The organism is Leptolyngbya sp. GGD (assembly GCF_026735145.1).
GTDB classification, from domain to species: domain Bacteria; phylum Cyanobacteriota; class Cyanobacteriia; order Leptolyngbyales; family Leptolyngbyaceae; genus Leptolyngbya; species Leptolyngbya boryana.
Map to the genome: position 1 here is coordinate 36,250 of NZ_JAPQKE010000010.1, position 23,375 is coordinate 59,624.

22 protein-coding genes are annotated in these 23,375 nt (G+C 45.7%); 11 read left to right on the plus strand and 11 right to left on the minus strand.

Annotated features, from left to right (window positions below):
• Positions 1–77 precede the first annotated feature (77 nt).
• The 3 genes from OU814_RS27945 to OU814_RS27955 all read right to left on the minus strand — a co-directional run bounded on the left by OU814_RS27945 (position 78) and on the right by OU814_RS27955 (position 4,185).
• Positions 78–2,792 (minus strand): cation-transporting P-type ATPase, encoded by a 2,715-nt coding sequence (locus OU814_RS27945; RefSeq protein WP_268242857.1) that lies wholly within the window; start codon positions 2,790–2,792, stop codon positions 78–80.
• 126 nt (positions 2,793–2,918) lie between these two features.
• Positions 2,919–3,311, minus strand: coding sequence for a response regulator (locus tag OU814_RS27950; protein ID WP_268242858.1), 393 nt, complete (start codon positions 3,309–3,311; stop codon positions 2,919–2,921).
• Between the two features lie 196 nt (positions 3,312–3,507).
• Entirely contained in the window at positions 3,508–4,185 is a 678-nt protein-coding gene (locus OU814_RS27955) for a response regulator transcription factor (RefSeq protein WP_017288493.1), read from the minus strand.
• A 55-nt stretch (positions 4,186–4,240) separates the two neighbouring features.
• Between OU814_RS27955 and OU814_RS27960 the strand changes: the two genes are divergently transcribed.
• A complete protein-coding gene (locus OU814_RS27960) occupies positions 4,241–5,647 on the plus strand; it encodes a sensor histidine kinase (RefSeq protein ID WP_268242859.1) in 1,407 nt (468 codons plus the stop codon).
• A gap of 69 nt (positions 5,648–5,716) precedes the next feature.
• Complete coding sequence (locus tag OU814_RS27965) at positions 5,717–7,279, plus strand: Na+/H+ antiporter (protein WP_268242860.1); 1,563 nt, start codon at positions 5,717–5,719, stop codon at positions 7,277–7,279.
• A gap of 111 nt (positions 7,280–7,390) precedes the next feature.
• Here the strand turns inward: OU814_RS27965 and OU814_RS27970 are convergent, their stop codons facing one another.
• From OU814_RS27970 to OU814_RS27990, 5 genes are all read right to left on the minus strand, one after another.
• Complete coding sequence (locus tag OU814_RS27970; protein WP_268242861.1) at positions 7,391–7,864, minus strand: phosphate-starvation-inducible PsiE family protein; 474 nt, start codon at positions 7,862–7,864, stop codon at positions 7,391–7,393.
• Positions 7,865–8,071: 207 nt separating this feature from the next.
• The gene (locus tag OU814_RS27975; RefSeq protein ID WP_017288497.1) at positions 8,072–8,449 is read right to left on the minus strand and encodes a hypothetical protein; all 378 of its coding nucleotides are present in this window, start codon (positions 8,447–8,449) and stop codon (positions 8,072–8,074) included.
• Between the two features lie 129 nt (positions 8,450–8,578).
• Positions 8,579–9,958 (minus strand): magnesium transporter, encoded by a 1,380-nt coding sequence (gene mgtE / locus OU814_RS27980; protein ID WP_190647871.1) that lies wholly within the window; start codon positions 9,956–9,958, stop codon positions 8,579–8,581.
• A 1,033-nt stretch (positions 9,959–10,991) separates the two neighbouring features.
• On the minus strand, positions 10,992–11,201 hold the full coding sequence (locus tag OU814_RS27985; RefSeq protein ID WP_268242862.1) for a hypothetical protein: 210 nt from the start codon (positions 11,199–11,201) through the stop codon (positions 10,992–10,994).
• An 85-nt stretch (positions 11,202–11,286) separates the two neighbouring features.
• Positions 11,287–12,111, minus strand: coding sequence for a bacteriorhodopsin (locus tag OU814_RS27990; RefSeq protein WP_268242863.1), 825 nt, complete (start codon positions 12,109–12,111; stop codon positions 11,287–11,289).
• A 408-nt stretch (positions 12,112–12,519) separates the two neighbouring features.
• Between OU814_RS27990 and OU814_RS27995 the strand changes: the two genes are divergently transcribed.
• Entirely contained in the window at positions 12,520–13,554 is a 1,035-nt protein-coding gene (locus OU814_RS27995) for an AI-2E family transporter (protein ID WP_268242864.1), read from the plus strand.
• On the opposite strand, the gene OU814_RS28000 is transcribed toward OU814_RS27995, so the two are convergent.
• Positions 13,551–14,591, minus strand: a complete 1,041-nt coding sequence (locus OU814_RS28000; protein WP_017288503.1) for an AI-2E family transporter — start codon at positions 14,589–14,591, stop codon at positions 13,551–13,553. The two genes, OU814_RS27995 and OU814_RS28000, sit on opposite strands and share 4 nt — an antisense overlap.
• 150 nt (positions 14,592–14,741) lie before the next feature.
• Positions 14,742–15,845: a beta-galactosidase gene (locus tag OU814_RS28005; RefSeq protein WP_268242865.1), complete on the minus strand. Its 1,104-nt coding sequence runs from the start codon at positions 15,843–15,845 to the stop codon at positions 14,742–14,744.
• A gap of 109 nt (positions 15,846–15,954) precedes the next feature.
• On the opposite strand from OU814_RS28005, the gene OU814_RS28010 reads away from it, so the two are divergent.
• The 6 genes from OU814_RS28010 to OU814_RS28035 all read left to right on the plus strand — a co-directional run bounded on the left by OU814_RS28010 (position 15,955) and on the right by OU814_RS28035 (position 20,519).
• Entirely contained in the window at positions 15,955–16,116 is a 162-nt protein-coding gene (locus OU814_RS28010) for a hypothetical protein (protein ID WP_268242866.1), read from the plus strand.
• A gap of 27 nt (positions 16,117–16,143) precedes the next feature.
• On the plus strand, positions 16,144–16,482 hold the full coding sequence (locus OU814_RS28015) for a phage holin family protein (protein ID WP_017288506.1): 339 nt from the start codon (positions 16,144–16,146) through the stop codon (positions 16,480–16,482).
• 29 nt (positions 16,483–16,511) lie between these two features.
• Positions 16,512–17,309 carry a superoxide dismutase gene (locus tag OU814_RS28020; RefSeq protein WP_442786160.1) on the plus strand — a complete coding sequence of 266 codons (798 nt, stop codon included), beginning with the start codon at positions 16,512–16,514 and terminating at the stop codon, positions 17,307–17,309.
• 2 nt (positions 17,310–17,311) lie between these two features.
• Entirely contained in the window at positions 17,312–18,649 is a 1,338-nt protein-coding gene (locus OU814_RS28025; RefSeq protein WP_268242867.1) for a ferredoxin reductase family protein, read from the plus strand.
• 21 nt (positions 18,650–18,670) lie between these two features.
• Entirely contained in the window at positions 18,671–18,814 is a 144-nt protein-coding gene (locus tag OU814_RS28030; RefSeq protein WP_172410460.1) for a hypothetical protein, read from the plus strand.
• Between the two features lie 160 nt (positions 18,815–18,974).
• Positions 18,975–20,519, plus strand: coding sequence for a hypothetical protein (locus OU814_RS28035; RefSeq protein ID WP_268242868.1), 1,545 nt, complete (start codon positions 18,975–18,977; stop codon positions 20,517–20,519).
• A 68-nt stretch (positions 20,520–20,587) separates the two neighbouring features.
• On the opposite strand, the gene OU814_RS28040 is transcribed toward OU814_RS28035, so the two are convergent.
• A complete protein-coding gene (locus tag OU814_RS28040) occupies positions 20,588–20,980 on the minus strand; it encodes a hypothetical protein (protein WP_017288511.1) in 393 nt (130 codons plus the stop codon).
• A gap of 122 nt (positions 20,981–21,102) precedes the next feature.
• Between OU814_RS28040 and rppA the strand changes: the two genes are divergently transcribed.
• Both rppA and OU814_RS28050 read left to right on the plus strand, forming a co-directional pair.
• Positions 21,103–21,777, plus strand: coding sequence for a two-component system response regulator RppA (gene rppA, locus OU814_RS28045; protein ID WP_017288512.1), 675 nt, complete (start codon positions 21,103–21,105; stop codon positions 21,775–21,777).
• 15 nt (positions 21,778–21,792) lie between these two features.
• Entirely contained in the window at positions 21,793–23,109 is a 1,317-nt protein-coding gene (locus OU814_RS28050) for a sensor histidine kinase (protein ID WP_268242869.1), read from the plus strand.
• Positions 23,110–23,375: the final 266 nt, after the last annotated feature.

Below are 23,375 nucleotides of genomic sequence, written 5' to 3' on the forward strand. Positions count from 1 at the left end.
TGCGCTTCGGAATGGGTGCAATGGCAGATGTCTCTGTACAAATGCCTGGGAGTCCACCATGATAGCAACATTCCGGCTCAATCAAAGGGATCAATGCGATTTGCTAAAAGTGCAACCGGAATCATTGGCACTGCGGGCAATAAGCAGATGAGCCATTGAGTGAGATTTAAGGGAGCTGTTTTAAATAGAGTATTCATCACACTCCATTGGCTAAAGACAATCTGTAACATCACAGCTCCAGCAATTCCATAAAGTATGGCACGGGTATCACCGAATGAAATAGGTTGTTTCCCGCGAAGTTTAGCCATGATCGTCTTGCCTAATTGGCTAATGCTGAGTAAGTAAACAATCCGACCTGCGACAAGTGCTTGGATTGCCATCGTTCGCGCTAGTTCCAGATTTCCAGTACTTTGACGCACCCATTCAAACATCCCGAAGATCAAAATCCAGTTAAAGACAGAGATGACTAAAATTCTGTAGATCAGAGTTTTTGATAGTAAAGGTTCACGCGGATTGCGCGGCGGATGTTGCATAACCCGCTCAGTTTTTGGCTCGAAGGCTAGAGGAACCGTCATCGCGATCGAGTTCACCATATTCAGCCACAAGACTTGCAGCGATAGAATCGGCAAAGCTCTCGCAAATAAGGCACTGATCAAAATCGTCATCGATTCGCCACCATTGACCGGAAGAATAAACGCGATCGCTTTCTTGAGATTCTGATAAACGGTGCGTCCTTCTTCCACAGCAGCTTCGATCGACGCAAAGTTATCATCAGTCAGCAACATATCTGCGGCTTCCCGCGCTACATCCGTTCCCGCACCCCCCATCGCAATGCCGATGTCTGCTTTTCTCAGTGCAGGCGCATCATTCACGCCGTCTCCCGTCATGGCAACAATTTCACCCTTCGATTGCAAGGCTTCGACGAGCCGAAACTTTTGGGCTGGAGCAACCCGCGCAAAGACAACACTGTTTTCTACAACCTGAGAGAGTTCTCGATCGTCCATGCGTTCGAGTTGCTGTCCATCGATCGCAGTGGCATGACCTGCGTTTTGGAGTCCGATGCGTTGAGCGATCGCTTTCGCAGTCGTAATATGATCGCCCGTGATCATTTTTACTTGGATACCCGCAGACTGGCAGGACTGAACAGCCGCGATCACTTCAGACCGAGGCGGATCGATCATGCCCTGTAAACCTAAGAAAATCAATCCAGAATCAAGGTCATGATGATCGATCGACGACTGAGATTTAGATACAGTTTTCTTCGCAAACGCTAGCACCCGTAGGCCTTCTTGCGCCATTGTTTCGACTTGTTGTTCAATGTGTTGACGATCGAGTGGATGCTTCTCGATTGTATGTTCACACCGTTTGAGAATGGCTTCGACGGAGCCTTTTACATAGATGATGTGCTCAGTTGCAGTATCATGCAAAGTTGCCATGTATTGAAATTGCGACTCGAACGGAATCGAATCAATGCGAGGCAGGGATTGCGAAATGTGAGCCAGATGAAATCCTGCTTTGTTCGCAGCCGTGATCAATGCGCCTTCGGTCGGATCACCAATCACAAGCCAACGATCGTTCTCTTCCTCTAGATGGGAGTCATTACACGCGAGTCCGGCAGTTAGGCATTCTTGTAAAGCGCGTGCATTGGTCACACTCACGATTGCTCCAGTGGAGTCAGCAATCTCGCCGTCGGGACTATAGCCTGTTCCACTGACTGAGTAAGTCTGATCGCCTGCATAGATAGCTTGCACCGTCATTTGGTTTTCGGTCAGCGTTCCGGTTTTATCCGAACAAATCACAGTCGCACTTCCAAGGGTTTCTACCGCAGGGAGTTTTCGCACGATCGCGTGTCGCCGCGCCATGCGATTGACCCCGATCGCTAATGTCACGGTTACTACCGCAGGCAATCCTTCGGGAATCGCACTCACTGCTAACGCTACTGCCGCTTCAAACATTTCCGCTAGTGATTGTCCTTGTCCCACCCCCACAGCTAAGGTCAGTGCTGCCAGTGCGAGAATGATGTAGAGCAAGGTATGGCTAAATTTAGCGAATTTGCGCGTTAGAGGAGTGCTGAGATCCGTTTGTTGATCGAGCGATCGCGAGATCTTGCCGACCTCAGTTTCGTTTGCCGTTGCTACGACAATGCCGCTTCCTTGTCCAAACGTGACAAAACTGCCCGCATACGCCATATTTTGTCGTTCTGCCAGCGGTGTTTGGGGTTGCAGGGGTTCCGTCAGTTTTTCAACCGGAACAGATTCTCCGGTGAGCGCCGATTCATCAATTTGTAAGTTGCGAGTAGTAATCAAGCGCAAATCAGCAGGAACTTTGTCGCCTGAAGCGAGGAGGACTAGATCTCCTGGAACAAGCTCTTGTGAAGGAATACGTTGTTTTTGTCCGTTGCGAATCACCGTTGCTTCTGTGGTGACTGCTTTGGCAAGAGCCGCGATCGCGCCTTCTGCTTTCGACTCCTGCACAAACCCAATGATGGCATTAATGATCGTCACACCCCAAATGACGGCTGCATTCGTCCACGATCCTAAGAATGCTTTAATTGCACCAGCAACAATCAGAATGTAGAGCAACGCTTGATTGAACTGAAGTAGAAATCTTAACCAAGCTGGCTTTCCCGGTTTTACTGTTAGCTCATTCAAGCCATAGCGCTGTTGATTCTGGCTAACCTGAGTAGAAGATAACCCAGCTTTAGGATCGCTCTGAAATTGTGCAATGACTTCTGGAGCCGTTGCTTCATAATGCGAGCGAGACAAAGCTTGAGAGCGTGTATTTGTCGTCATAATAGTAGTGTCACGAGTCAAATTTAAGATGTGATCAGTAACAATAAAAAATCGATCGCGATCTCTCCTCACTCAAGAGTGCAGAAGAATACCGCTCACAACTCTAACGAATTTGTAGAACTTAACCTAGAAAGGCGATTGTTGAGAGCTAGATAGCTGTTGTGTAAGTTGCTCTGTCAAAATTTTCAGCAGTTTGGACGGATAAAAGGGCTTCGTAATATAGATTGCATTGAGTTGTGTTGCTAATCTGCGGCAACTCTCGTCTTCAGCACTTGTACAGATGATAACAGGAAGGCTAGCCGTTAAGTGATTTAATCGAATTTGTTGTAACACTTCTAATCCATTCATTCCAGGCATATCAATGTCTGAAATTACGAGGTCTGGATGCTGTTCTTGAATTTGTGCGAGTCCTGATTGTCCATCTGCTGCACAGACAACTTCATAGCCTTCTGGAATCAATAAACTGCACAATAAATCCTGGCTCAGAACATTATCTTCTAGAACAAGAATCTTGACCATTGTTGAATGATGAACTTAAGGGCAAAAACCCTAATTCTTTGAATCGACCTCAAGAATTAGGGTGCGGTAGGAATCAGAACCAGATGAATCGTCACAACAGCGCTTCGCAGCCTGTTTAAACAGTGCTACTGACTTCATTAGTACCACGGGAGATGTTAGAGAACAGGGGGGATTTCGGGGGGATTTCGGGGGCTTCTCAATCAAGTTGCTTCATCCGGTACCCTAAGCCGTGGACAGTTTCGATCAAATCATCAGGTGCGCCGACGTTTCGGAGTTTTTGCCGTAAGGTTCGGATATGAGTTTTTACGGCTTCTTCGGTCGGAGACTCGTCGATCGACCACAATCGATCAATAATTCCCGGTCTACTTAACACTCTGCGACCGTTAGCTAATAATAGTTCTAACAGCGAATATTCTTTCCGGGTTAATGTCAGGAGTTGCTCTCCATACATCACTTCGTAGGTTGTCGGATCAAGGCACAAGCTCCCCCAACAGAGTTTGGGACGAATTCGGGTACCGCCCCGTCTCAGCAGTGCGCGAATTTGAGCCATCAGTTCTTCGAGGTCAAAGGGCTTTACCATATAGGCATCGGCTCCCGCATCTAGCCCAATGATTTTGTCGGCGATCGTATCGCGTGCAGTTAACATCAAAACCGGAATGGCAGTATTGCGATCGCGTAATTGTTGACACAATCGAATCCCATCGATTTTAGGCAGGGTGACATCTAATAACACCAAATCATAGTCCGATAGCTCAATCCAATGCCACGCAGATTCGCCGTCTTGGGCGACATCCACGGTATATTGACGGTTGGTTAACGCTTCCGTCAACATCTCTGCGAGTTGAATATCATCTTCTACAATTAGAATTCGCATTGGAGCTTGTAATCAGACTTTGTTAAATTATGCCGTTCTAGTCATAATTTTGTGAATGGTGACGATTGTAGATGGCTTAAAAGGAGTGCTGATGAAGACGTCACTCGAAGGACAATGGATTCGGGCGGGGCTAGGATTCGCCTTTCTCTTAATGGGAGTGGTCAGTTTTGTGTCATACCAAAATGCAACTCAGTTAATGGAAAGCTCTCAGCAAGTGCGACAAACCAATGAAGTCTTACAATCTCTCACTGATATTTCTACAACGTTGACAGAAGCAGAGTCTGAACGCTGGCGCTATCGTTCATTTCAGGCGAACGAAGATTTAGAGCGGTATCAGATGGCAGTCAAGAGACTGAGTGATCAAGTGAATCAGGTACAGAATGTCCTCACCACTACCCCCGATCAACGATCGCAGGTTGAAGTTCTAAAACGTCTGATTACTACCCGAATCGCATTGTTACAGCGCTCTCTCAAGGCTCGCTCCGACGCAAACCCGGCTCAAAATCCTCTCTTCGCTGAGCTTAGACAAAACCAGGAGGCGATTCGCCAAGTCATTCACCAACTCCGTACGACTGAAGAAGACCTCTTACAAACTCAAATGCGGCGATCGCAAACAAATCTTCAGGGCAGAATGCTGATTGAAGTGCTAGGAACCGTATTCACGTTTATCGTGTTGTCAGGAGTTTATGCCTTGCTCTATCAACAGATGGTCAAGCGTCAACGCGCAGAAGCGTTACAACAGAGCTTGGCGCAGCAGAAAGAACTGAGTGAGCTAAAGCTTCGGTTCTTTTCGATGGTGTCGCATGAGTTTCGCACTCCGCTGAGTTTGATTTTAGGATCAGCCCAACTTTTAGCAGAAAGCTTAAAACCCTTGCATGACCCAATCAAGCTGAAAAACTTAAATCGCATTCATGTCTCGGCTAAAGCGATGACTCAATTGTTGAGCGATATGTTAACGTTAGCACGCGCTGATGCAGGACAATTAGAATTTCATCCCGCTTGGGTGGAGATGCAAACGTTTTGTCTCAATCTGATCGAAGATTCTCAATTGTTCAGTGAATCGCGACGATCGATTAAATTTATTCAACAAGGCAGTACAACTCATGCTTGGGTCGATGAGAAATTGCTCTATTCAATCCTCAGTAACTTGCTCTCAAATGCCATTAAATATTCTCCAATCGACAGTACTATCTATTTCACGTTCAAAGATCAGATTGAACACATGATCTTTGAGATCAAAGATGAAGGGATTGGCATTGGAATCGAGGATCAACAAAAGCTTTACGATCCCTTTAGTCGCGGGAAAAATGCAAGAGGCATTTTAGGCACGGGATTGGGATTAGCGATCGTGAAAAAGTGCCTCAATGTACATCAAGGAACAATTGATGTAGAGAGTACACTAGGCAGTGGATCAACTTTTACGATTCAAATTCCCCACGCTAAGCTGCAAGATTCCGCTTAAGGTAATTCTCTCAATGATCTAAAAGCGCGTTACTAGAAAGGATAAGCTCTGAATTGTATGGAACATCTCATGCTAACAACATTGATTGCAGAGGCAACGATCGAAAGTAACCTCAAACCTTTTTTACTGGTTCTCGCTGTGTCTCTCAGTGTAGCAACTCTCCCTCAGTTCTTTGGCTGGTTTCGCCGAATTCCCTATACGCTGCTGTTGGTGATTGTGGGGCTAGGGTTAGCATTTGTTGATGTTCGCCTCGTCAATCTTTCTCCGGAATTAATTCTCTCGATCTTTTTACCCCCACTTCTGTTTGAAGCAGCATGGAATCTGAGATGGACAGAGCTAAAACAGCAGTGGATCCCGATCGCGCTGTATGCCATCTTGGGCGTAGTCATTTCCATTCTAGGCGTTGCCTTTGGCTTACATTACCTCGTGAGCCTGCCACTTACGACAGCATTGTTAATTGGAGCAAGTTTATCTGCCACTGATCCGGTTTCAGTGATTGCTCTTTTTCGAGAATTGGGAGTAGACAAACGCTTATCTACAGTGATGGAAGGCGAAAGCCTATTCAATGATGGGATGGCAGTCGTTGCCTTTAGTCTGTTAGTTGGATTACCCCTAGGAACTGCAACTTTGTCACTCCAATCGATTCTGGGGCAGTTTTTTGTCGTCGTTGGAGTGGGCGTTGCAGTTGGGACTTTGATTGGATTTAGCATTTCTTATCTCACCCAGCGATTTGATCTACCGCTTGTCGAGCAATCCCTGACGCTGGTTTCTGCCTATGCAACCTATCTGATTGCAGAAGATTTAGGTGGCTCTGGTGTAATTGCAGTCGTTGTTGTCGGACTGGTTTTGGGGAACTTTGGGTCACGCATTGGCATGAATCCCCGGACTCGGATTATTGTGACCGAGTTTTGGGAGTTCCTTGCCTTTTTTGTCAACTCGATCGTGTTTTTGCTAATTGGGGATCAGATCCGCTTTGCCATCCTAGACGACAGTTGGAAAACGATCGTTGTCACGATTCTCGGAATGATTTTGGCGCGGGCGATTACAGTGTATGGTTTAGGACGGTTGAGTAATGCCCTCACAACCACAGATATCTCGATGCGAGAGCAAACCTTGTTATGGTGGGGCGGCTTACGGGGATCAGTTGCGATCGCACTTGCCTTGAGCGTTCCGATTGTCTTACCGGAGCGAGAAGAGATCATCGCTGTGGTGTTTGGCGTGGTTCTCTTTACTTTGCTGGTTCAAGGTTTAACAATCAAACCCTTGCTAGAAGTTCTGAAACTGCTCGGCGATCAGCCACTCCGCCAGCAATATGCTGAGGTAATTGCCCGGTTAACTGCGATGAATCGAGTGTTAGATCACCTGCACCAAGTCCAACAACGTCCAGGCATTGAGCCAGAATTCTATTGTTACCAAGAGGCTCTTGTGAAAGGAGAAATCGAGCGACTCAGCCAAGAAGCAGCGCAACTTCAGTCTGAGTATCCGAGTCTCAACGGCTTTGCAAATGACCAACTCCGCGAAGAACTTTTAGCAGTGGAAGCCGAAACTTATGCCGAGCTAGTTCAATCGGGTCAACTCAATCAAGAACTCGCTCCTCTGATGCAACACGCATCTGAAATAGATTCTGTATAAATGTGATGTTTAGGACTTATTCGCTCTACTCTCGTGTGATGTCCATATCTTGATTTCAGGGATCACAATCACTGCGTGATATCTCGGCGGGATGTACATTAACTACCGGAGTTAGGGCGATCGCAATTGAGAATTGAGGCGTTTGATTAACCAATAGCTCAGTGCAAGGGCAAAAATCGCAATGCCTAAAGCAATGAGTTCTGAATCACTAAACTTACTAAAATCAAAGATAATAATTTTGCGCGCGATCGCAATCAGCGACGTTGCAATCACGAGTTCTAGTCGAACTGTGTTTTCTTGTAAGTAGACCGTGATATTTTCAAGCAGTTCTAGCGCAATGAGGATATTGAGAAATAATCCAAAAATATCAATTAATGCCCGATTGAAAAATCCGAATGGCTCCTGTAATAAATCTCTAGCTAAAATCAGAATCAGATCCAGTAATGCGACAGATATCACAATCAGCATAGCGGCTGAAAGCACTTTTGAAACAAATTTTTCAAAGCGCCGAATCGACCTCACATAGGTATCATCGGCAAAAAAGGATGAAAGATATTGAATGAACTTCTCCCTTACAGATCTCATAATGATCGCTTCTAATCATCAGCAACAAGAAATCTTGCGCGGAGGGTTTGACTCGCCCTCACTGCACAGAGCATTTCAACGTTAACTCACTGTAACCTTTAAATGAGTGCGTTCCACCGCTTGATTGAAGGTTTTGGTACGATCGCTGAAAAAAGATCACTCGAATATCCCGAACTCACATTAGCTGAGAGTTCGGGTTGAAAGCTATTACTGATACCAATAATTTTTCGGTGAGTAGGAATCTTGAAAACAACAGAAAAAGCAGAGCGAAGCAGAGAGTGCATCTAACTCTGCATCACTAATTTTCTCCGACACTCGCCATTCATCCAGAAACCTCAAAATCAAGGATAAAGCAGCTTGTCGGCGCACAAATTCTTTTCCAGAACCCATTGCTTCTTCAGCAGTTGCATAGACAGCAGAAGAAGTATAAACTCGCATTGGCTTAGGAGTTGGATCGTTCACATAGACCTGCCATCCTCCATCATGAGAAACAGCTTTAACGATGTGGTCTAAATAATAAACCTCGATCATCTTGCCTCCGCTTTTAACCGTAATATCGATGGTTCCTGGTTTTTCCAAGGTCATATCGCCTGAGGACTCTACCAAATAAGCGTTAAGATATCGGAGGGAAATCGGGGGGATGTCGGGGGGAAATGAGCCTAAAAAACTTGCAGTAAATTTGAAGAACGCTCTGTTTTCAAGAGACTGCCCTGTTCAAATACGTAGAATCCACCGTGCAACATTGAGGTAAATTAATACGCCGAATACATCTACTGCTGTTGTAATGAACGGAGCAGACATCAAGGCGGGGTCAAGTTTGAATGCTTGAAACAAAAACGGTAGACCCGAACCTGCGATCGAGGCAATCAATGATATCGCAAATAAACTAATCCCGACAGCAAGCGCGACTCCTATATCTCCTTGCAAGAAATAAGCCCACACGGTCACAATCACACCTAACATTGCTCCTAGAATGCTGCCTGCGATCGCTTCTCGTCGAATCACACTCAAGCGGTTCCGGAGTTGATCATTATCAGTGTTCAATCCCCGGATAATCACCGTAGACGATTGTGACCCAACATTACCACCCGTATCAATCAACAATGGAATAAATGCTGCTAGTGCAACCACCCGCTCTAACACATCTTCCTGACTGCGAATCACAGCGCTGGTTGCAGTATTCGTGACTAAAAGAACTAACAACCAGACCACACGTTTTCGGGCAATCGTGAAAAGATTAGCACGAAAATAATCATCACCATCCGATTGCAAGCCGCCTAATGTGTAAATATCTTCCGTCGTTTCCTCTTCTAATACATCTAGGACATCATCGACGGTCACAATTCCCACGAGACGCTGCTCACGATCGACAACGGGAAGCGCAATTAAATCATAGTCCTGAATGATTCGCGCTACCTCTTCTTGATCGGTATTCGTCTCGACCCTGACTACTTCTCGGTTCATAATCTGGCTGATGAGCACTTCCAAATCAGCAGTCAGCAAGTCTCGCAGTGAGAGAATCCCGTTCAAACGCCGACTGATATCAGTGATATAGAGATAGTAGATTGTCTCTGTTGATCGAGCGACTTGGCGAATGCGTTCGAGTGCCTGAGCGACAGTCCAGGACTCCTTGAGGGAGACATACTCTGGGGTCATCATTCGCCCCGCAGTATTAGCTGGATAGCCCAACAGCAGCGCCGTTGCATCGCGTTCTTCAGCACTGAGGTGATAAAAAAGTTGTCGCACCACTTTTGCTGGAAGCTCATCAAACAATCGCACCCGATCATCTGGCGACATCCCATCAACCACTTCTAAAACATCGGGTCGCTTAAAATCTTCCAGGAGTGCTTCTTGAATCGCGGGATCCAGATACTCATAAACTTCGATTGCTTCATCTTTTGACAACAACCGAAATGCGATCGCTTGCATGACCGATGGAAGATCCTCGATCGCGTCTGCAATATCAACAGGCTGAATGGGAACGAGGAGTGCTTTGGCTGCCTGGAAGTCCTTTTGCTCCAACAGCGGTTGCAGTTGCGATCGTACCCACTCCCTTAACTCTTGTCGGGTGAGATTGGGTGGAAATTGAGTCACGGTAGCTTCCTATTTCTGAAAAATAGTGGTTTGACCTTTTTTCAATGCAGTTTGGGAACGGATCACGACTAGGCACTTGTTCTCCATTGCTATTGAGCTATCTTGGGCTATTGAGCTATTTTGGCTCTCCTAATATCAATCAAGTAATCGATTCCGATTCAATTCATCTTGAATCGAGAAGCCCAAACATGAGCACATTACACTTGAATACACTTGAATCCGTAGGTCAAACGGCTTTACTATAGCGCCTCGCAATGAATAATTCGGAAGGAAATCGGGGGGATTTCGGGAGGAGCGTGACCCAATGAAATAGCATGAATGAGTCAGACAGATTGCTGACATTCTTCTAACAGTTTTACATCGATCGTGTTACGGTAAGTGCCGCCTAGAAAAAGCTCTCTGTTGCATCTTCAATGCTTTTTCAGATGGGCAATAATCAGAACACTCGATCGCGGATTGAGTCATCACGATCAAAGGGTTTACGGCACATTTGAAATAGTAGTTATCATGAAAAAATTGGCAGTTTTGACAAGGAATATTGCTTTCTGGCGAATGAATTCGCGCTCTAGATTCCTTTCTACCTTTCACGACTGACCAGAGTGCTATTCCCCATATCATGATAAATCCTAGAAGATGGATTACACCAAGACTAGAATTGGGTACAACATCCGGAGGCAGTGGATTAATTGGTTCTGGAGAAGCTTGGCTTGCTTGAGTTGTAACAAGTTTTATCTGAGTCATCTGAATTCTTCTGAAATTGCGGGATTATTCTGCATAACGCTTATAAATACAAGTTTTGCCATCAATTCAATTTGACCCAAAACCTCAAACGGCTCGATCGAAAAACGATTTGCTTTTCTAGGTTCATCTGTCGTGATTGGATTGTTGATCAACCCCTATGAATCCGGTCGGGTAGTATGAGAATTTGTCCACAGGTCTTGTGTCTTAGTAACTCTTGAATCTCAGGGCTTTGTTCTATGCGAATCGCTGCCGGATAGAGGGATCTCGGCAGCGATCGCTGAACTTCACGAAATTAAGGCGAAGTCGTTGGAGAGGTCGTCGGGCTGGCAGTTGGAGACACAGTTGGAGAGGTTGTCGGACTGACCGTTGGAGACACGGTTGGAGAAGCTGCTGGCGACTCTGTTGTTCCAGTACCCGTTCCTCCAGTTCCAGCTGGTTCACAGGCACCCAGAACAGCCGACAAACCAATCAATGCGACTAACAGTGCAAAAATCTTATTCATAATTTCTCCATGAGGTTGAGTGAAAAACATCCAAAACATCAATTCTGGAAACAACAAAACAATAAAATGGGTGAAATTCTTGAACTTATGGCAGGCTTCCCGGAAAGACTGGCGGTCTTCTACGGGATCGTCTGGACTGCTTGAGAGAGAAAGAATTTATGAACCGCATCGTACTGCTCACAAACCGCTCTTCGGCACTCTGCTCTTCTCGATGTCCTAAGCTCCGTAACCCATTTAAGTCAAGAAAGCTAAACACCACTTTCGAGAAAAAAGGCACTAAGCAAAACAGAAAGGTATCAACATTCTGATCAAACAAGCGTAACCCAGAAGGACCGCTAATCCAAATCAGTGGATAGCAAATCCAAGTAATCGTAAAGAATGTCGTTAGCCCCTTATAAAAGCTAGATAGCTCTGCATCCCCTCTCGTCTTCTCACGCAAGGGACCCCAAATCCCCCAAAGCACGATTAGAAATGCAACACAGCCGATTGAATACCACAAATACCGCACCCAAGGAACATCTGAAAGATCAGCAATTAACCCACTGACAATCACAATCACTTGGGTTGCCATTAAGGAAAAAGTCAACGTCCAATCTTTCGATTGATGGCGGTGCATTGCTGTCCAGGAGAGTGACAACAACAGAAGCGGTGTTGTTACAATCCAATCGGCATAGCGAGCAAAATGAGTCGTCTGACCTGCGATCGCAATCTTTCCTAGTTCTAAACCATCTCCGCTCGTGGGGAGCACCATGAGCAGATACATCAAGCCCGACCAGATCGGAATGAAAGTTGCTACAAAGTATTCTAGTTTTGGAAGACCACGAGGATTCCGACCTAACAGTGCAAAATAGATCGCTCCAATCGACATTCCCACAATATAAAGCCAGTGCCAAAGGCTCTGCCAATCCATAAGTTCCTTCTCCTCATCAAAGTGAATATCGAGCTTGCATATACCAACGGATTCACATAACACCATTGAGTTACAAGACCGAGAGCTAGGGATAAAATGCTCAACTTCAAGTTAAGGTTGCAGTCTTGAATTACAATTCATCACATAGCTTACTTCTGTCGATTTAGAGAAGCCACAATCTAACTTAATCATTTGTTTGTTAGCATCAGCGCCCACCCTGAGCATGTTCTGCAAATGTGACACAGAAATGACAAGCTGCATCATGAAAAATAGTTTGCTGTTGTCCTTTCTAAACTCAATCTCTGTCTATAGCATGGTTAATTCTTCTGCTTCAATCATCTATTCATACATCAATCAAGAATCAGAATTGATGCCCATATCAAAGAACATCCTCTAGAACTATCTGTTATGAAAATTGGGCAATGGCTTGGATTAATTGTGCTGGTTGCTGCACTTTACATTGTTTGGCAGGTTCGGCAACTCTTACTACTAGGATTTACCGCGATCGTGCTTGCGACTGCACTGAATGGCGTTGTGCGTCAATTGCAGCGGTTTCGACTCAAGCGAGGATGGGCAATTTTGCTGACACTGGTGACTTTGCTGATATTAGCACTAGTAGCACTTGTACTGATTGTCCCGAATTTAATCGCGCAGCTTGCTGAATTAATTACTACCTTTCCCAGTGCACTGTCTGCAATTCAGCAAGGCATCAATTGGATTGAGAACCAAATTTTAGATCCCTACTTTCCGAATATCCCAAATTTTGACTGGATCATGACGCGACTTCAGCCGTTTGTCGCCAATTTATCGAGACAGGCAATTATCTTCTTTGCAAACTCGATTAGCGCGGTGTTTGAACTGTTTATTGTATTGATCCTTACGTTAATGTTGCTCATCAATCCTCAACCCTATCGTCACGCATTTATCCGGTGTTTTCCAGCTTTCTATCGATCTCGTGTCGATGAAGTGTTAACACGTTGTGCGACCGGACTCGAAAATTGGACAAAAGGCGCTCTGATCGAAATGATGTTTATCGGAGTGTTGAGTGCAATTGGTCTATGGATTTTACAAGTTCCGTTAGTTCTTGCTCATGCAGTCTTGGCTGGTATCCTCAACTTTATTCCCAACGTTGGACCGACGTTGAGTGCAATTTTTCCCATCGCGATCGCATTCCTAGATGAACCCTGGAAAGCTGTTGCTGTATTAGCTCTATACATTTTGATTCAAAACATTGAGAGCTATTGGCTCACGCCGACAGTCATGGCAAATCAAGTTGCCCTTCTTCCTGCAATTACGTTGACGGCTCAATTCTTCTTCACAACTGTCTTCGGTGCATTAGGCTTAGTCATGGCGCTCCCGCTCGCGGTTGTCGTCAAAACCTGCATCGAGGAAGTGCTTTTCAAGGATATTCTCGATCGCTGGCAACAACCGACGGGACGCTAATCCTGCTTTCCCTGCATTTCTTCCACTTCAAATAAGCTAATCAACACTCCCGCGATCGGAATCGATAAAAATACACCCACTAACCCTGCGACTCTTGCACCCACTAATAGAGCAAAGAACATCACCACAGGATTCATATTGATTGATCCCTGCATGATGCGTGGCATCAATATGTTCTCTTCGACCTGCTGGAGTAGAATGCAACTAACTAATACCGTGAGTGCTAATCCAATTCCTTGAGGCAAAATAATCAGCGAAATTAAAGTAATCCCAAGCGTTGCGCCAATCCCCGGAATGAGATCGAAGACTCCCGCGATCGCGGCTAATCCCAAAGCATAGGGCACACCTAGTAAAATAAACACAATGTAAACCGAAATCCCAAAGAAGACAGACAGTAAAAACCGTCCCCAGAAAAAACCAAGAAAGTTTTTTCGCACAGCAATAGTTATGCGATCGCGCATTCCTCTCGGAAAAATTCGGAGAATTAAGTCCCAGAGGCGCTTGCCATCCAAGAGCATGAAGAATGCAACCACCGCAATCACAATCAAATCGAGGGCATTGGCGAGTACATTCTGCACAGTTGTAAAGCCTAGCCCTAACGTTGAGAGTGCTCCATTTCGTAATTGTCCTTCTAACTCACTGAAATCTACATTGAGATTCCACCGTTGCAGCAGGCTTTGCAGATTACCCAGAAGTTCGGTCACACTATTCAAGAGTTGGGGTGCTTGTTCAACCAACTGTTGTGCCTGCGAGAATGCAGCAATTCCCAATGTTACTACAATCCCACCAATGAGCAACAAGCTAAGCAGGAAAACCAGAACGGTTGCCACTCCCCTTGGCATGATTCGTGATGCCCACCGCACAGGAAAGTTGAGCAGAAACGCAAAAATAGCAGCAAATACAAAAATAATAATAACCGTCTCAAAATAAGCGAGAACTTGAACCACTGCCCATGCCAATGCAAAGAGTAGTACATAGCGAATTAACTTCGTGTTCGTGAGATTGTCCCAAAAGGATTGACGATTTGGCTCATTCATAATGGTTCGATTGACTTTGAGTTAGAGCTTGCACAATAAAGTCAAAAATATCCTCTATCTGTAGGGATGTCGCAACATCTGCAAAAAACAACTTATCGACGGGGACGGATTTAAATTCTGTAGACGTGATAGTTCAGTGTGTGCTGTCCGCTAGACCTCGACAAGGTTTTGAATAGCCTGCCACCAATGATCTCGCCCGTTTCGCTGATGCCAATACCAATACTCACAGCCCCAAAGCATCACTGTGCGATAACCAAGATTCTTCACCATACTGATAAGTTCGGTTATACGCTCTGGAGATGCACTAGGGTAGTGAATATCATTCATTGCAACCAATTGATTCGGTTCCCAAGGTTCAGCTTGAGCTTCCGCAATCCATGCTTCTATGCGATTCCGTCTCATCACTTCCTGCCAGTCTTTGAGTTTCTCCCAATAGGATTCACCTGGTTCTAGGTAGCCATCATGACCATCGGGAACTCTTGTATATACATTAATCCCGATCGCATCTGCTAAGGCTAAGCTATTTTGAAATGCCTGCTCATCTTCCTCAATGTAGGTCGGAAGACCGATGGCATTGGTTAGCACCACTTTTTGCTGAGGCAGAGCTAAACTTCTCACCAACTCTACCTCCTGTCGCATAAACTCAGGGCTGAGAAAGCGATCGCCTGTAATCTCCATTCGCGCAAACGGCTCATTTTCAACTTGCCAATAGCGCACACTCTGAGCTGTACGAGTATGATGGATGACGCGATCGACAAAGCGAAGAGTGCGCTCTGCGATCTCCCGATTATCATCTATGGGTTGGGTTGTATTTCGAGTATCTTGCTGGACTTCTAACCAGTGTGGAAAATGGAATTCAGGCCATCTTGGGGCTTTCATACCCACTGTCAGGATCACTTCTAACCCACGTTGATCGCTTTCTTCTAAAAGCCAATCGAGAACGCTAAAGTCATACTGATTTTCGATCGGCTCGACTTCATTCCAATAGCTACAAAGGCGGATTCGGTGGAACCCCAGATCACAGATCTGGCGGAATGTTTCTTGATAGTCTAGGTTGAGATACTCACACTGAAGCTGGCTGAACGTTGTTCCTAATTTGAATGAATGGCTCATTCGCATGAGATGCTTAAGCTGTGGGTATGCCACAACAGCCCCTGCACCAGATGCCATAAGGCTTAGAAAGCTCATCGTAGAAAGCGTTGTAAACTGTCTACGAGTCAATCTCTGAGAGCGAGAAGATCGGGTTGACAGCATCGTTTGCGTTGCTCAATGAATGGGAAAGCATGAGTTATGGGCGTGAGAGTTGCTTTATCTCTAGCCTTACCTCTAATAGTTGCTATCAAAACATGACAAGAAAGTGACAATGTTTCGTCTGTCCTCTGAATGGGATTTGCTGATTGGGGCAAATGCTCTGAATTCTGCTGAGGAGCAAATCGCGCGATCGAGACTTCAATGCTGCGATCGCGCGATTCGTTTTAAGAACTTGTCACTTTTGAGTCACAATCTCATTGAACTGTTGAAGTAGCGGGATTTGAAATATGAGGAGGTTGCAATGGGTAGCATTCTCTTGACTTGGCTTGTGACGACTGTGAGCTTTCTCATGATTTCCAGACTACCTATCGGTGTTGAGATTGATGGATTTGGAAAAGCTGCGCTCACGGCAGTTGTTTTCGGAGTGCTGAATGCGTTCCTACGACCCATCCTATTGCTCTTTGGACTCCCCCTAATTATTATTACGTTCGGGTTATTTGTATTTGTCCTGAATGCAATCATTTTTAGCATTGCGGCAGAGATCGTTGAGGGATTCCAATTGCGCTATGGTTTTTGGAGTGCTTTGCTTGGCTCGATTGCTTTATCAATCATCAATTCGATCTTTCTGTCTTTTATTTAGATTGCCATAATTTTAGGAGATCTGTATCTATGCGAAAATTCCTACAGCATCCGATTACTTTATTTCTTACCTTGATTTTAGGTTTCTTTGTTGCGTGCCAGCCCCAAGCTTCCACTCAGCAAACTCCAGCCCAGAGTCCAACTGCGTCACCCACAGTTTCGACTCCAGTTGCCTATGTCGATCGTCCCTTAACTGCTTCTCCTGCTCAACTGCCACCCTTGCCCTATGATGCAGGTGCATTAAGTAAAGCGATCGACGCTGAAACGATGCGAATTCACCACGATCGACATCACCAAACCTATGTAGACAATCTCAATACTGCGCTCAAAGATCAGCCAAACTTGCAAAATCTGAGTATTGAAGCGATGCTGCGCGACCTTAATGCGGTTCCTGAAAATATTCGCAACACGATCCGCAACAACGCAGGAGGGCATCTCAACCACACGATTTTCTGGCAGATCATGAGTCCAGACGGCGGCGGACAACCCACAGGAGCGATCGCTCAAGCCATCAATCAAACCTTTGGGAATTTTGAAAGTTTCCGTAAACAGTTTAATGAAGCGGGGGGCGATCGCTTTGGAAGCGGGTGGGTTTGGCTGGTGCGGAATGCTCAAGGACAACTTCAAATCGTCTCAACCGCGAATCAAGATAATCCCATGATGGAAGGCAACTATCCCATCATGGGCAACGATGTTTGGGAACATGCTTACTATCTCCGCTACCAAAATCGCCGAGCCGACTATCTGAACAACTGGTGGAATGTCGTCAACTGGAACGAGATTAATCGCCGATTCCAAGCGGCTTCACAACAGCAGGCAAGGAGTTAAGAATGCGAAGCTTATTGATGCACAGCCCGATCGTAGTTGCGCTCGGTTGGATCATTGCATTTCTGTTCTTTACGATTCTCCCTCTATTTGTTCTGCTCATCTATTCGCCGCCAGCGGGGCGAGGGTTTTGGCTTGACTTCTCGGTAGCGCTTGGCTTCATTGGCTTAGCACTGATGGCGCTACAATTTGCACTGACAGCCCGAATCAATCGAATTGAAGCCTCTTACGGGATTGATTTGATTTTGTCGTTTCATCGTTATACCTCGTTTGTTGCTTTTGTGATGGTGTTGGTGCATCCGCTGATTCTGTTTTGGGCGCAGCCGAATACCATTGAGTTGCTAAATTTTCCAGTAGCTCCGTTGCGGGCGCAACTGGCAGTCTTAGCAACTCTGGCATTTATGACGATGATTGTGACTACAATTTGGCGCAAACCACTCAAGATTCCCTATGAACCTTGGCGCTTGTCCCATTCGATTTTGTCAGTGTTAGCGGTGGGATTAGGACTGGGACACGCCTTGGGGGTCGGGAACTATCTGGGATTGTTTTGGAAATCGGTCTTGTGGTCAGCGATCGCACTTGTCGCGATTTGGTTAATTGTTTACATTCGCCTGGTTAAACCCTGGTTGATGACGAAAAAACCGTTTCTTGTTGAAGAAGTCAAGCCAGAGCGCGGCGATGTTTGGACACTTGCCCTTCGCCCTGTGGGCCATGATGGTTTCCGGTTTCAGCCCGGTCAGTTTGCTTGGATTACCCTGAACATTACCCCGTTTAGTATGCGGGAACATCCCTTTTCGTTGTCGTCAAGTGGAGAACACCCGGAGCGATTAGAGTTTGGCATTAAAGCCGTGGGAGATTTTACCAGTCGCATCAGGGACTATCAACCCGGAACAAAAGCATATCTGGATGGGCCTTATGGCGTGTTTACAACGGATCGCTATGAAGATGCGGCTGGATTTGTGTTGATTGCTGGCGGCATTGGCATCACCCCGATGATGAGTATGTTGGTCACAGCAGCAGAGCGAGGAGACGATCGCCCCTATACCCTGATCTATGGCAATAAAACTTGGGATGGAATTACCTACCGTGAAGCGATCGAAGAACTCAAAACAAGATTAGATCTCACGATCATTCATGTGCTGCGTGAACCACCAGAAGATTGGGAAGGAGAGACCGGATATGTGGATCAAGAATTGCTCGATCGCTATATCCCCAAACGTCGAGGCACTCGGCACTATTTCACTTGTGCTTCGCCCAAAATGATGGATCAAGTAGAGCGTGCCCTGCACGAACTCAATGTTCCTGTGACCAATGTGCATTTAGAGCATTACAACCTAGCCTGAATCAACGGAGAAACAAAGATCATGCGTTACAGTATCATGCTTCAACTGGTCGGTTTTTTGACGCTTGTTCTACTCGGTACGGCTGCTTTTTTCGCTTGGATTCAGAACCGTCCGACAACTGATCAAAATCGCACTGCACTGAAAAACCTAGAACTGCGTGCTTGACCAACATAGCACTCCGGGTTGAATGCCTGTCAATCGCGCCGATCGACTTGATAGCAAGACTTTGCCGTTTGACTACTCTCCTGTTTAGCTACTCTACTCAAGTTCAAGTACCTATCAAATCACAATGGCTAGATTTAGCTTTAATTCAGTACTATTGAACATGTTCATCGTACTGATTTTTATCTTGTCATTTCGGGCATTTGCTGGTTTTCTAGCACCTGATTTTGACGCGGATCAAGCTGTCCATGTGATGATGGCATATGATCTACAACTTCCCGAAGATCTCTACTATTGGGGGCAAAGTCGATTAGGCAGTTTGCTCCCGATCGTTAGTCATTGGCTGCTGAAGATTTCGCCTTTCTCTCCGCTTGAAGTCGTTTCTTATGTTCAATATGGGTTTCTCGCTATTAGTTTTTTCTGTTTCATTCGTTTGTTCAGAAAGCCGATTACAAAAGTTGTTTTTGCGCTGATTTGTTTTTTACCTCCTCAGCCTTTTCTAAAGTTGGTTGAAGTTGCTCATCCGTATGCGCCGCAATTTGCTTTACTCGGAATTGCACTTGTCTCTGCGGATCAACTCATCACGTCCCCAGAATCGAACACGATTAAAAAAAATGTTTTGAGTTTCGTGGCTCTTGTGAGTCTGATTCTGAGTGTCTGGGTGTCTGATCTTTCATTAGTGCCTAAAGGGCTGGCAGCAATTTTAGTGGTGTCAACGTTTCTACAACGGTATCGCAAGTCAAACAAGCAAAACAGATTTGTCGGAGAGACGCTCGCCCATCAATCTCAAGATGCAACCTTAAAACTACTCCGGACAAGTTCAATCGTCATTTGCACCTTTGTGACATTGCTGTTAGGCAGTGCATTTCTGGTTTATGCAAAATCGACTGCTTCACAACAAGATGAGAATTATGGAATTCTTGCAATTAATGGATTAGATGTTATTGCTGATATTGTTCGATCGATATTGGTTGCGGTAAGTCATACATTCCTTTTCCAAGTCGGCAATCCTTTCTTGAGTCTCTATGAGATCGCAGTTCTTGGGCTGGTCTTTGTTCTTGCTTATTATTGGTTCCAAGCCCGTCATACTCCAGTGTTTACCAACCGGACTTACTGGATTCCTTTTTTTCTGGGAAGCGCGATCGGAAGTTTCTTTTTAATTTTGCTGTCGCGTTGGACGTTGATTCAATCTACGCCTCCTCGCTACTTTATTGGAATTTACATTTTTCTCTGGCTATCAGCATTAATCGTTTTCGATAATCTTCGCTCTCCAGAACTCATCCGCAAAAATGCTTTGCGCCGAGTCACGACCTTGTTAGTTCTAACAGCGCTGCTTGGAAGTTTGAGTTTACCTGAATATGTGTTTGCGCTTGAGAAACCACAATCTCGCTTTTCCATGCTTCAACCCATTGCGACACTAGGGCAAGCTGGCTTTATCGGAGAGTATTGGGCATCTTATCTCATGTGCATTGTGGCTCCGGAGCAAACAAGCTGCACACCTCATGACCAAAGTTTTTTTCGGTGCGGGCGTTGTGTTCAAGCAGTACTTGCCTCGCCTATAATCTATCTCGTTGAGCGCGACTGGCTAGAGTCGTTTCCTGAAGAAATTGAGCAATTTGGTCAACGCTTAGAGAAACAGGGAAAAGTTAAAAAAATTGCTGGATATTGGATGGCTCCCTACCGCAACATGACTGTATCAAAGAATTAAACAAATCAGTCTTATGGACAATCGCTGAAAGTATTGTTATGCGCCAAAAACATACACAAGACGCTGCATTAATTGACGATTCGATAGCGCACGAGCTTTCTGACCTCTTGAATCGGTATCCCAATTTCCTCTGCGATCATAGATTCAATTTGTCTCGATTCAGTCATCGGGAACTCGTATTCTAATTTTTTCAGATTAGAATCAGTCGTTTTAATCGAGACTGCGGTTGCTTTACGGCGCTGATCAATCTCGGCATGAATCACCAAAATTGTGACAGATAGCTTCATTTCCAACTGCGTATCGGCTTGAAGCTGAGTTGGACTCGTATAAGAGCTGTACAACACTTGAGACGCGATCGCACTTCCCGTCAGCCAGAACAGAATGCCAGCCAGTGCCAGCACCAGCCAAAATTCTGCGCCGATCGATTTAACCTGCCGAATGACTCGCCGGAGCCGTTTCATAACCACCTTCTCTAGACCGTGAGCTAGCGTAATCCCTGGAGATAGATTTGAAATCTTGCCAGAGCAGGAAGTTTGTCAGCCTGGAACTCTCTAATTTGAAAGAGTCGTATTTTTATTCAGCAATGCGAATTCTGCTCGTTGAAGATGATCCTGAACAACTCGAACCCCTCCATACCGCACTATCAGAGGTTGGGCATATTGTTGATGCGGTGCAGAACGGCGAAATCGCGCAGTGGATTTTGTCGCAGCGTCACTATGATCTGCTCATTCTGGATTGGATGCTGCCCGAGGTGAGTGGAATTGATCTCTGTCTGGGCTACCGCAGTGCGGGAAAAACTTCACCTGTGCTCATCCTCACGGCAAAAGACACGACGAGCGATAAAATTACTGGCTTAGATGCGGGAGCCGATGATTATCTCGTTAAGCCTGTTGATGTGTTTGAATTGCTAGCACGAGTTCGGGCATTGGGCAGACGCTCTCCACTGTGGCAAGGGGAAACGCTTCAAATCGAAGACCTCATGCTTAACTTAACCACGCTCTCCATAGAACGTCACGATCGCGCTATTCAACTTTCAACCCGAGAATTTCAACTGCTAGAATATCTCATGCGTCATCCGCGTCAAGTTCTGAGTCGAGATCAGTTAGAGCACGCGTTATGGGAGTGGGGTGATGAACCAGAGAGTAACGCAATCACTGCCCTTGTGCGGCGACTCCGGCAACGTTTAGAATCCCTTGAAGTTGCAGACTGGATTGAAACCGTTTATGGCATGGGCTATCGTCTGAGTCCGAAAGTATAGGAGGGTGATCCGTTTATGTTCACGCGCAGCCGTCGGAATCTTTCTCGTTGGTTTATGCTTTCAATGGGAAGTATTCTGATGGTCTTTGCGGTTACTCGCTATTATCTGACTGCGATCGAGCGCTTGAAGTATCTCGATCAACTGCTGTATAAGAAGGCTCAGGTCGTTGCCGCGACAGTACAGTACAAGCAGCGAGACGGACACCGCCAAATTGACTTCAGAAATGTTCCGTTTCTAGGAGAGTCGCCGTTGCCCCCTGGAAGTGATGCCGTGTATGCACGATGGTATGACCCACAAGGACGATTACAGCAGTTTTTTGGAATTGCTTCGCCGCCTGCAATGTTAGAAGATGTTCCAGAGTTACACACGCTGACGATTGATGCGGGACTCTTGAGCGGTGCCGATGGCGTTGTGCAAAGCGCTGATCAACTGATGTTAGTACGGCAGATTACGCTGCCTGTGCAATATCGAGGGCAAATGCTAGGCTACTTGCAAGTTGCAGTTCCCCTTGCCCCCTTACAAAGAGAATTACAGCAAGATTTACTGATATCTTTGATCTCGATTCAAATTGCCCTGATTGTAATTGTGGTGACAGCATGGGCATTAAGCGGCGTGGCAATGCAACCAATTCAGGAGTCGTATGATCACTTGCAGAAATTTACAGCAGATGCGTCTCACGAACTCCGAACCCCGCTTGCCGCAATTTTAAGTAACGCTCAAGTTGGATTGCTCGCTCCAATGGAAAAGGGAGAAAGCAAGCATCAACGCCTCGAAAAAATTGCTGCGACTGCGAAATCAATGACGGTTTTAATTAGCAATCTGCTCTTTTTGGCAAGGCGTTCTGGTCGGATTACTGATGAAGCCCTACACCCGACAGATTTGGGTCGCGTCCTACAAGAACTGATCAAAGAATCGACGATTCGGACGGTTGCTCAGTGGGTTCAGTTGAGTCTAGACTTACCCGAACGCGCTGTCACGATTCATGCAGATCCAGAACTCCTGAAGCAAGCGATCGCGAATCTGATCACGAATGCCTGTAAGTATACGCCTGCGGATGGAACAGTGACTCTCAGGCTGTTTGTTCAATCTCGTCAAGCGATCGTACAAGTAGAAGACACGGGCATTGGAATTCCAGCCGAGCACCTGCCGCATATTTTTGAGCGATTTTATCGGGTCGATCAGGATCGCTCTAGAGACCGAGGAGGAACAGGGTTAGGGCTTGCGATCGCCCAACAAATTATTACGGCACATGGCGGAACGATTACCGCTCGAAGTTCAGTTGGACAGGGTTCAGTATTCCAAATTGTGCTTCCGCTCCAGTCCTCTATCTAATTTATAACTTTCATCTTCTCTAACTTGATATCTATCTAAAGGCAGTCGATTTTCTAGCAAAGTCCTTTGACTACTATGGCTTCAATGTACAAATAGTATTTCCTTCAACTACTCCTTTAGAGATATCTCAGAGACATTGTTAGAAATTATGATCAATTTATTAAGTTTGTCACTTTTGCGTCACTTTTAGTATCGACGCTAAGAGTAAGAAATCAATCGCTTGCAGTTCAAGCAGTTCTATCCTCTAATCGTTCGTTTTACGGACT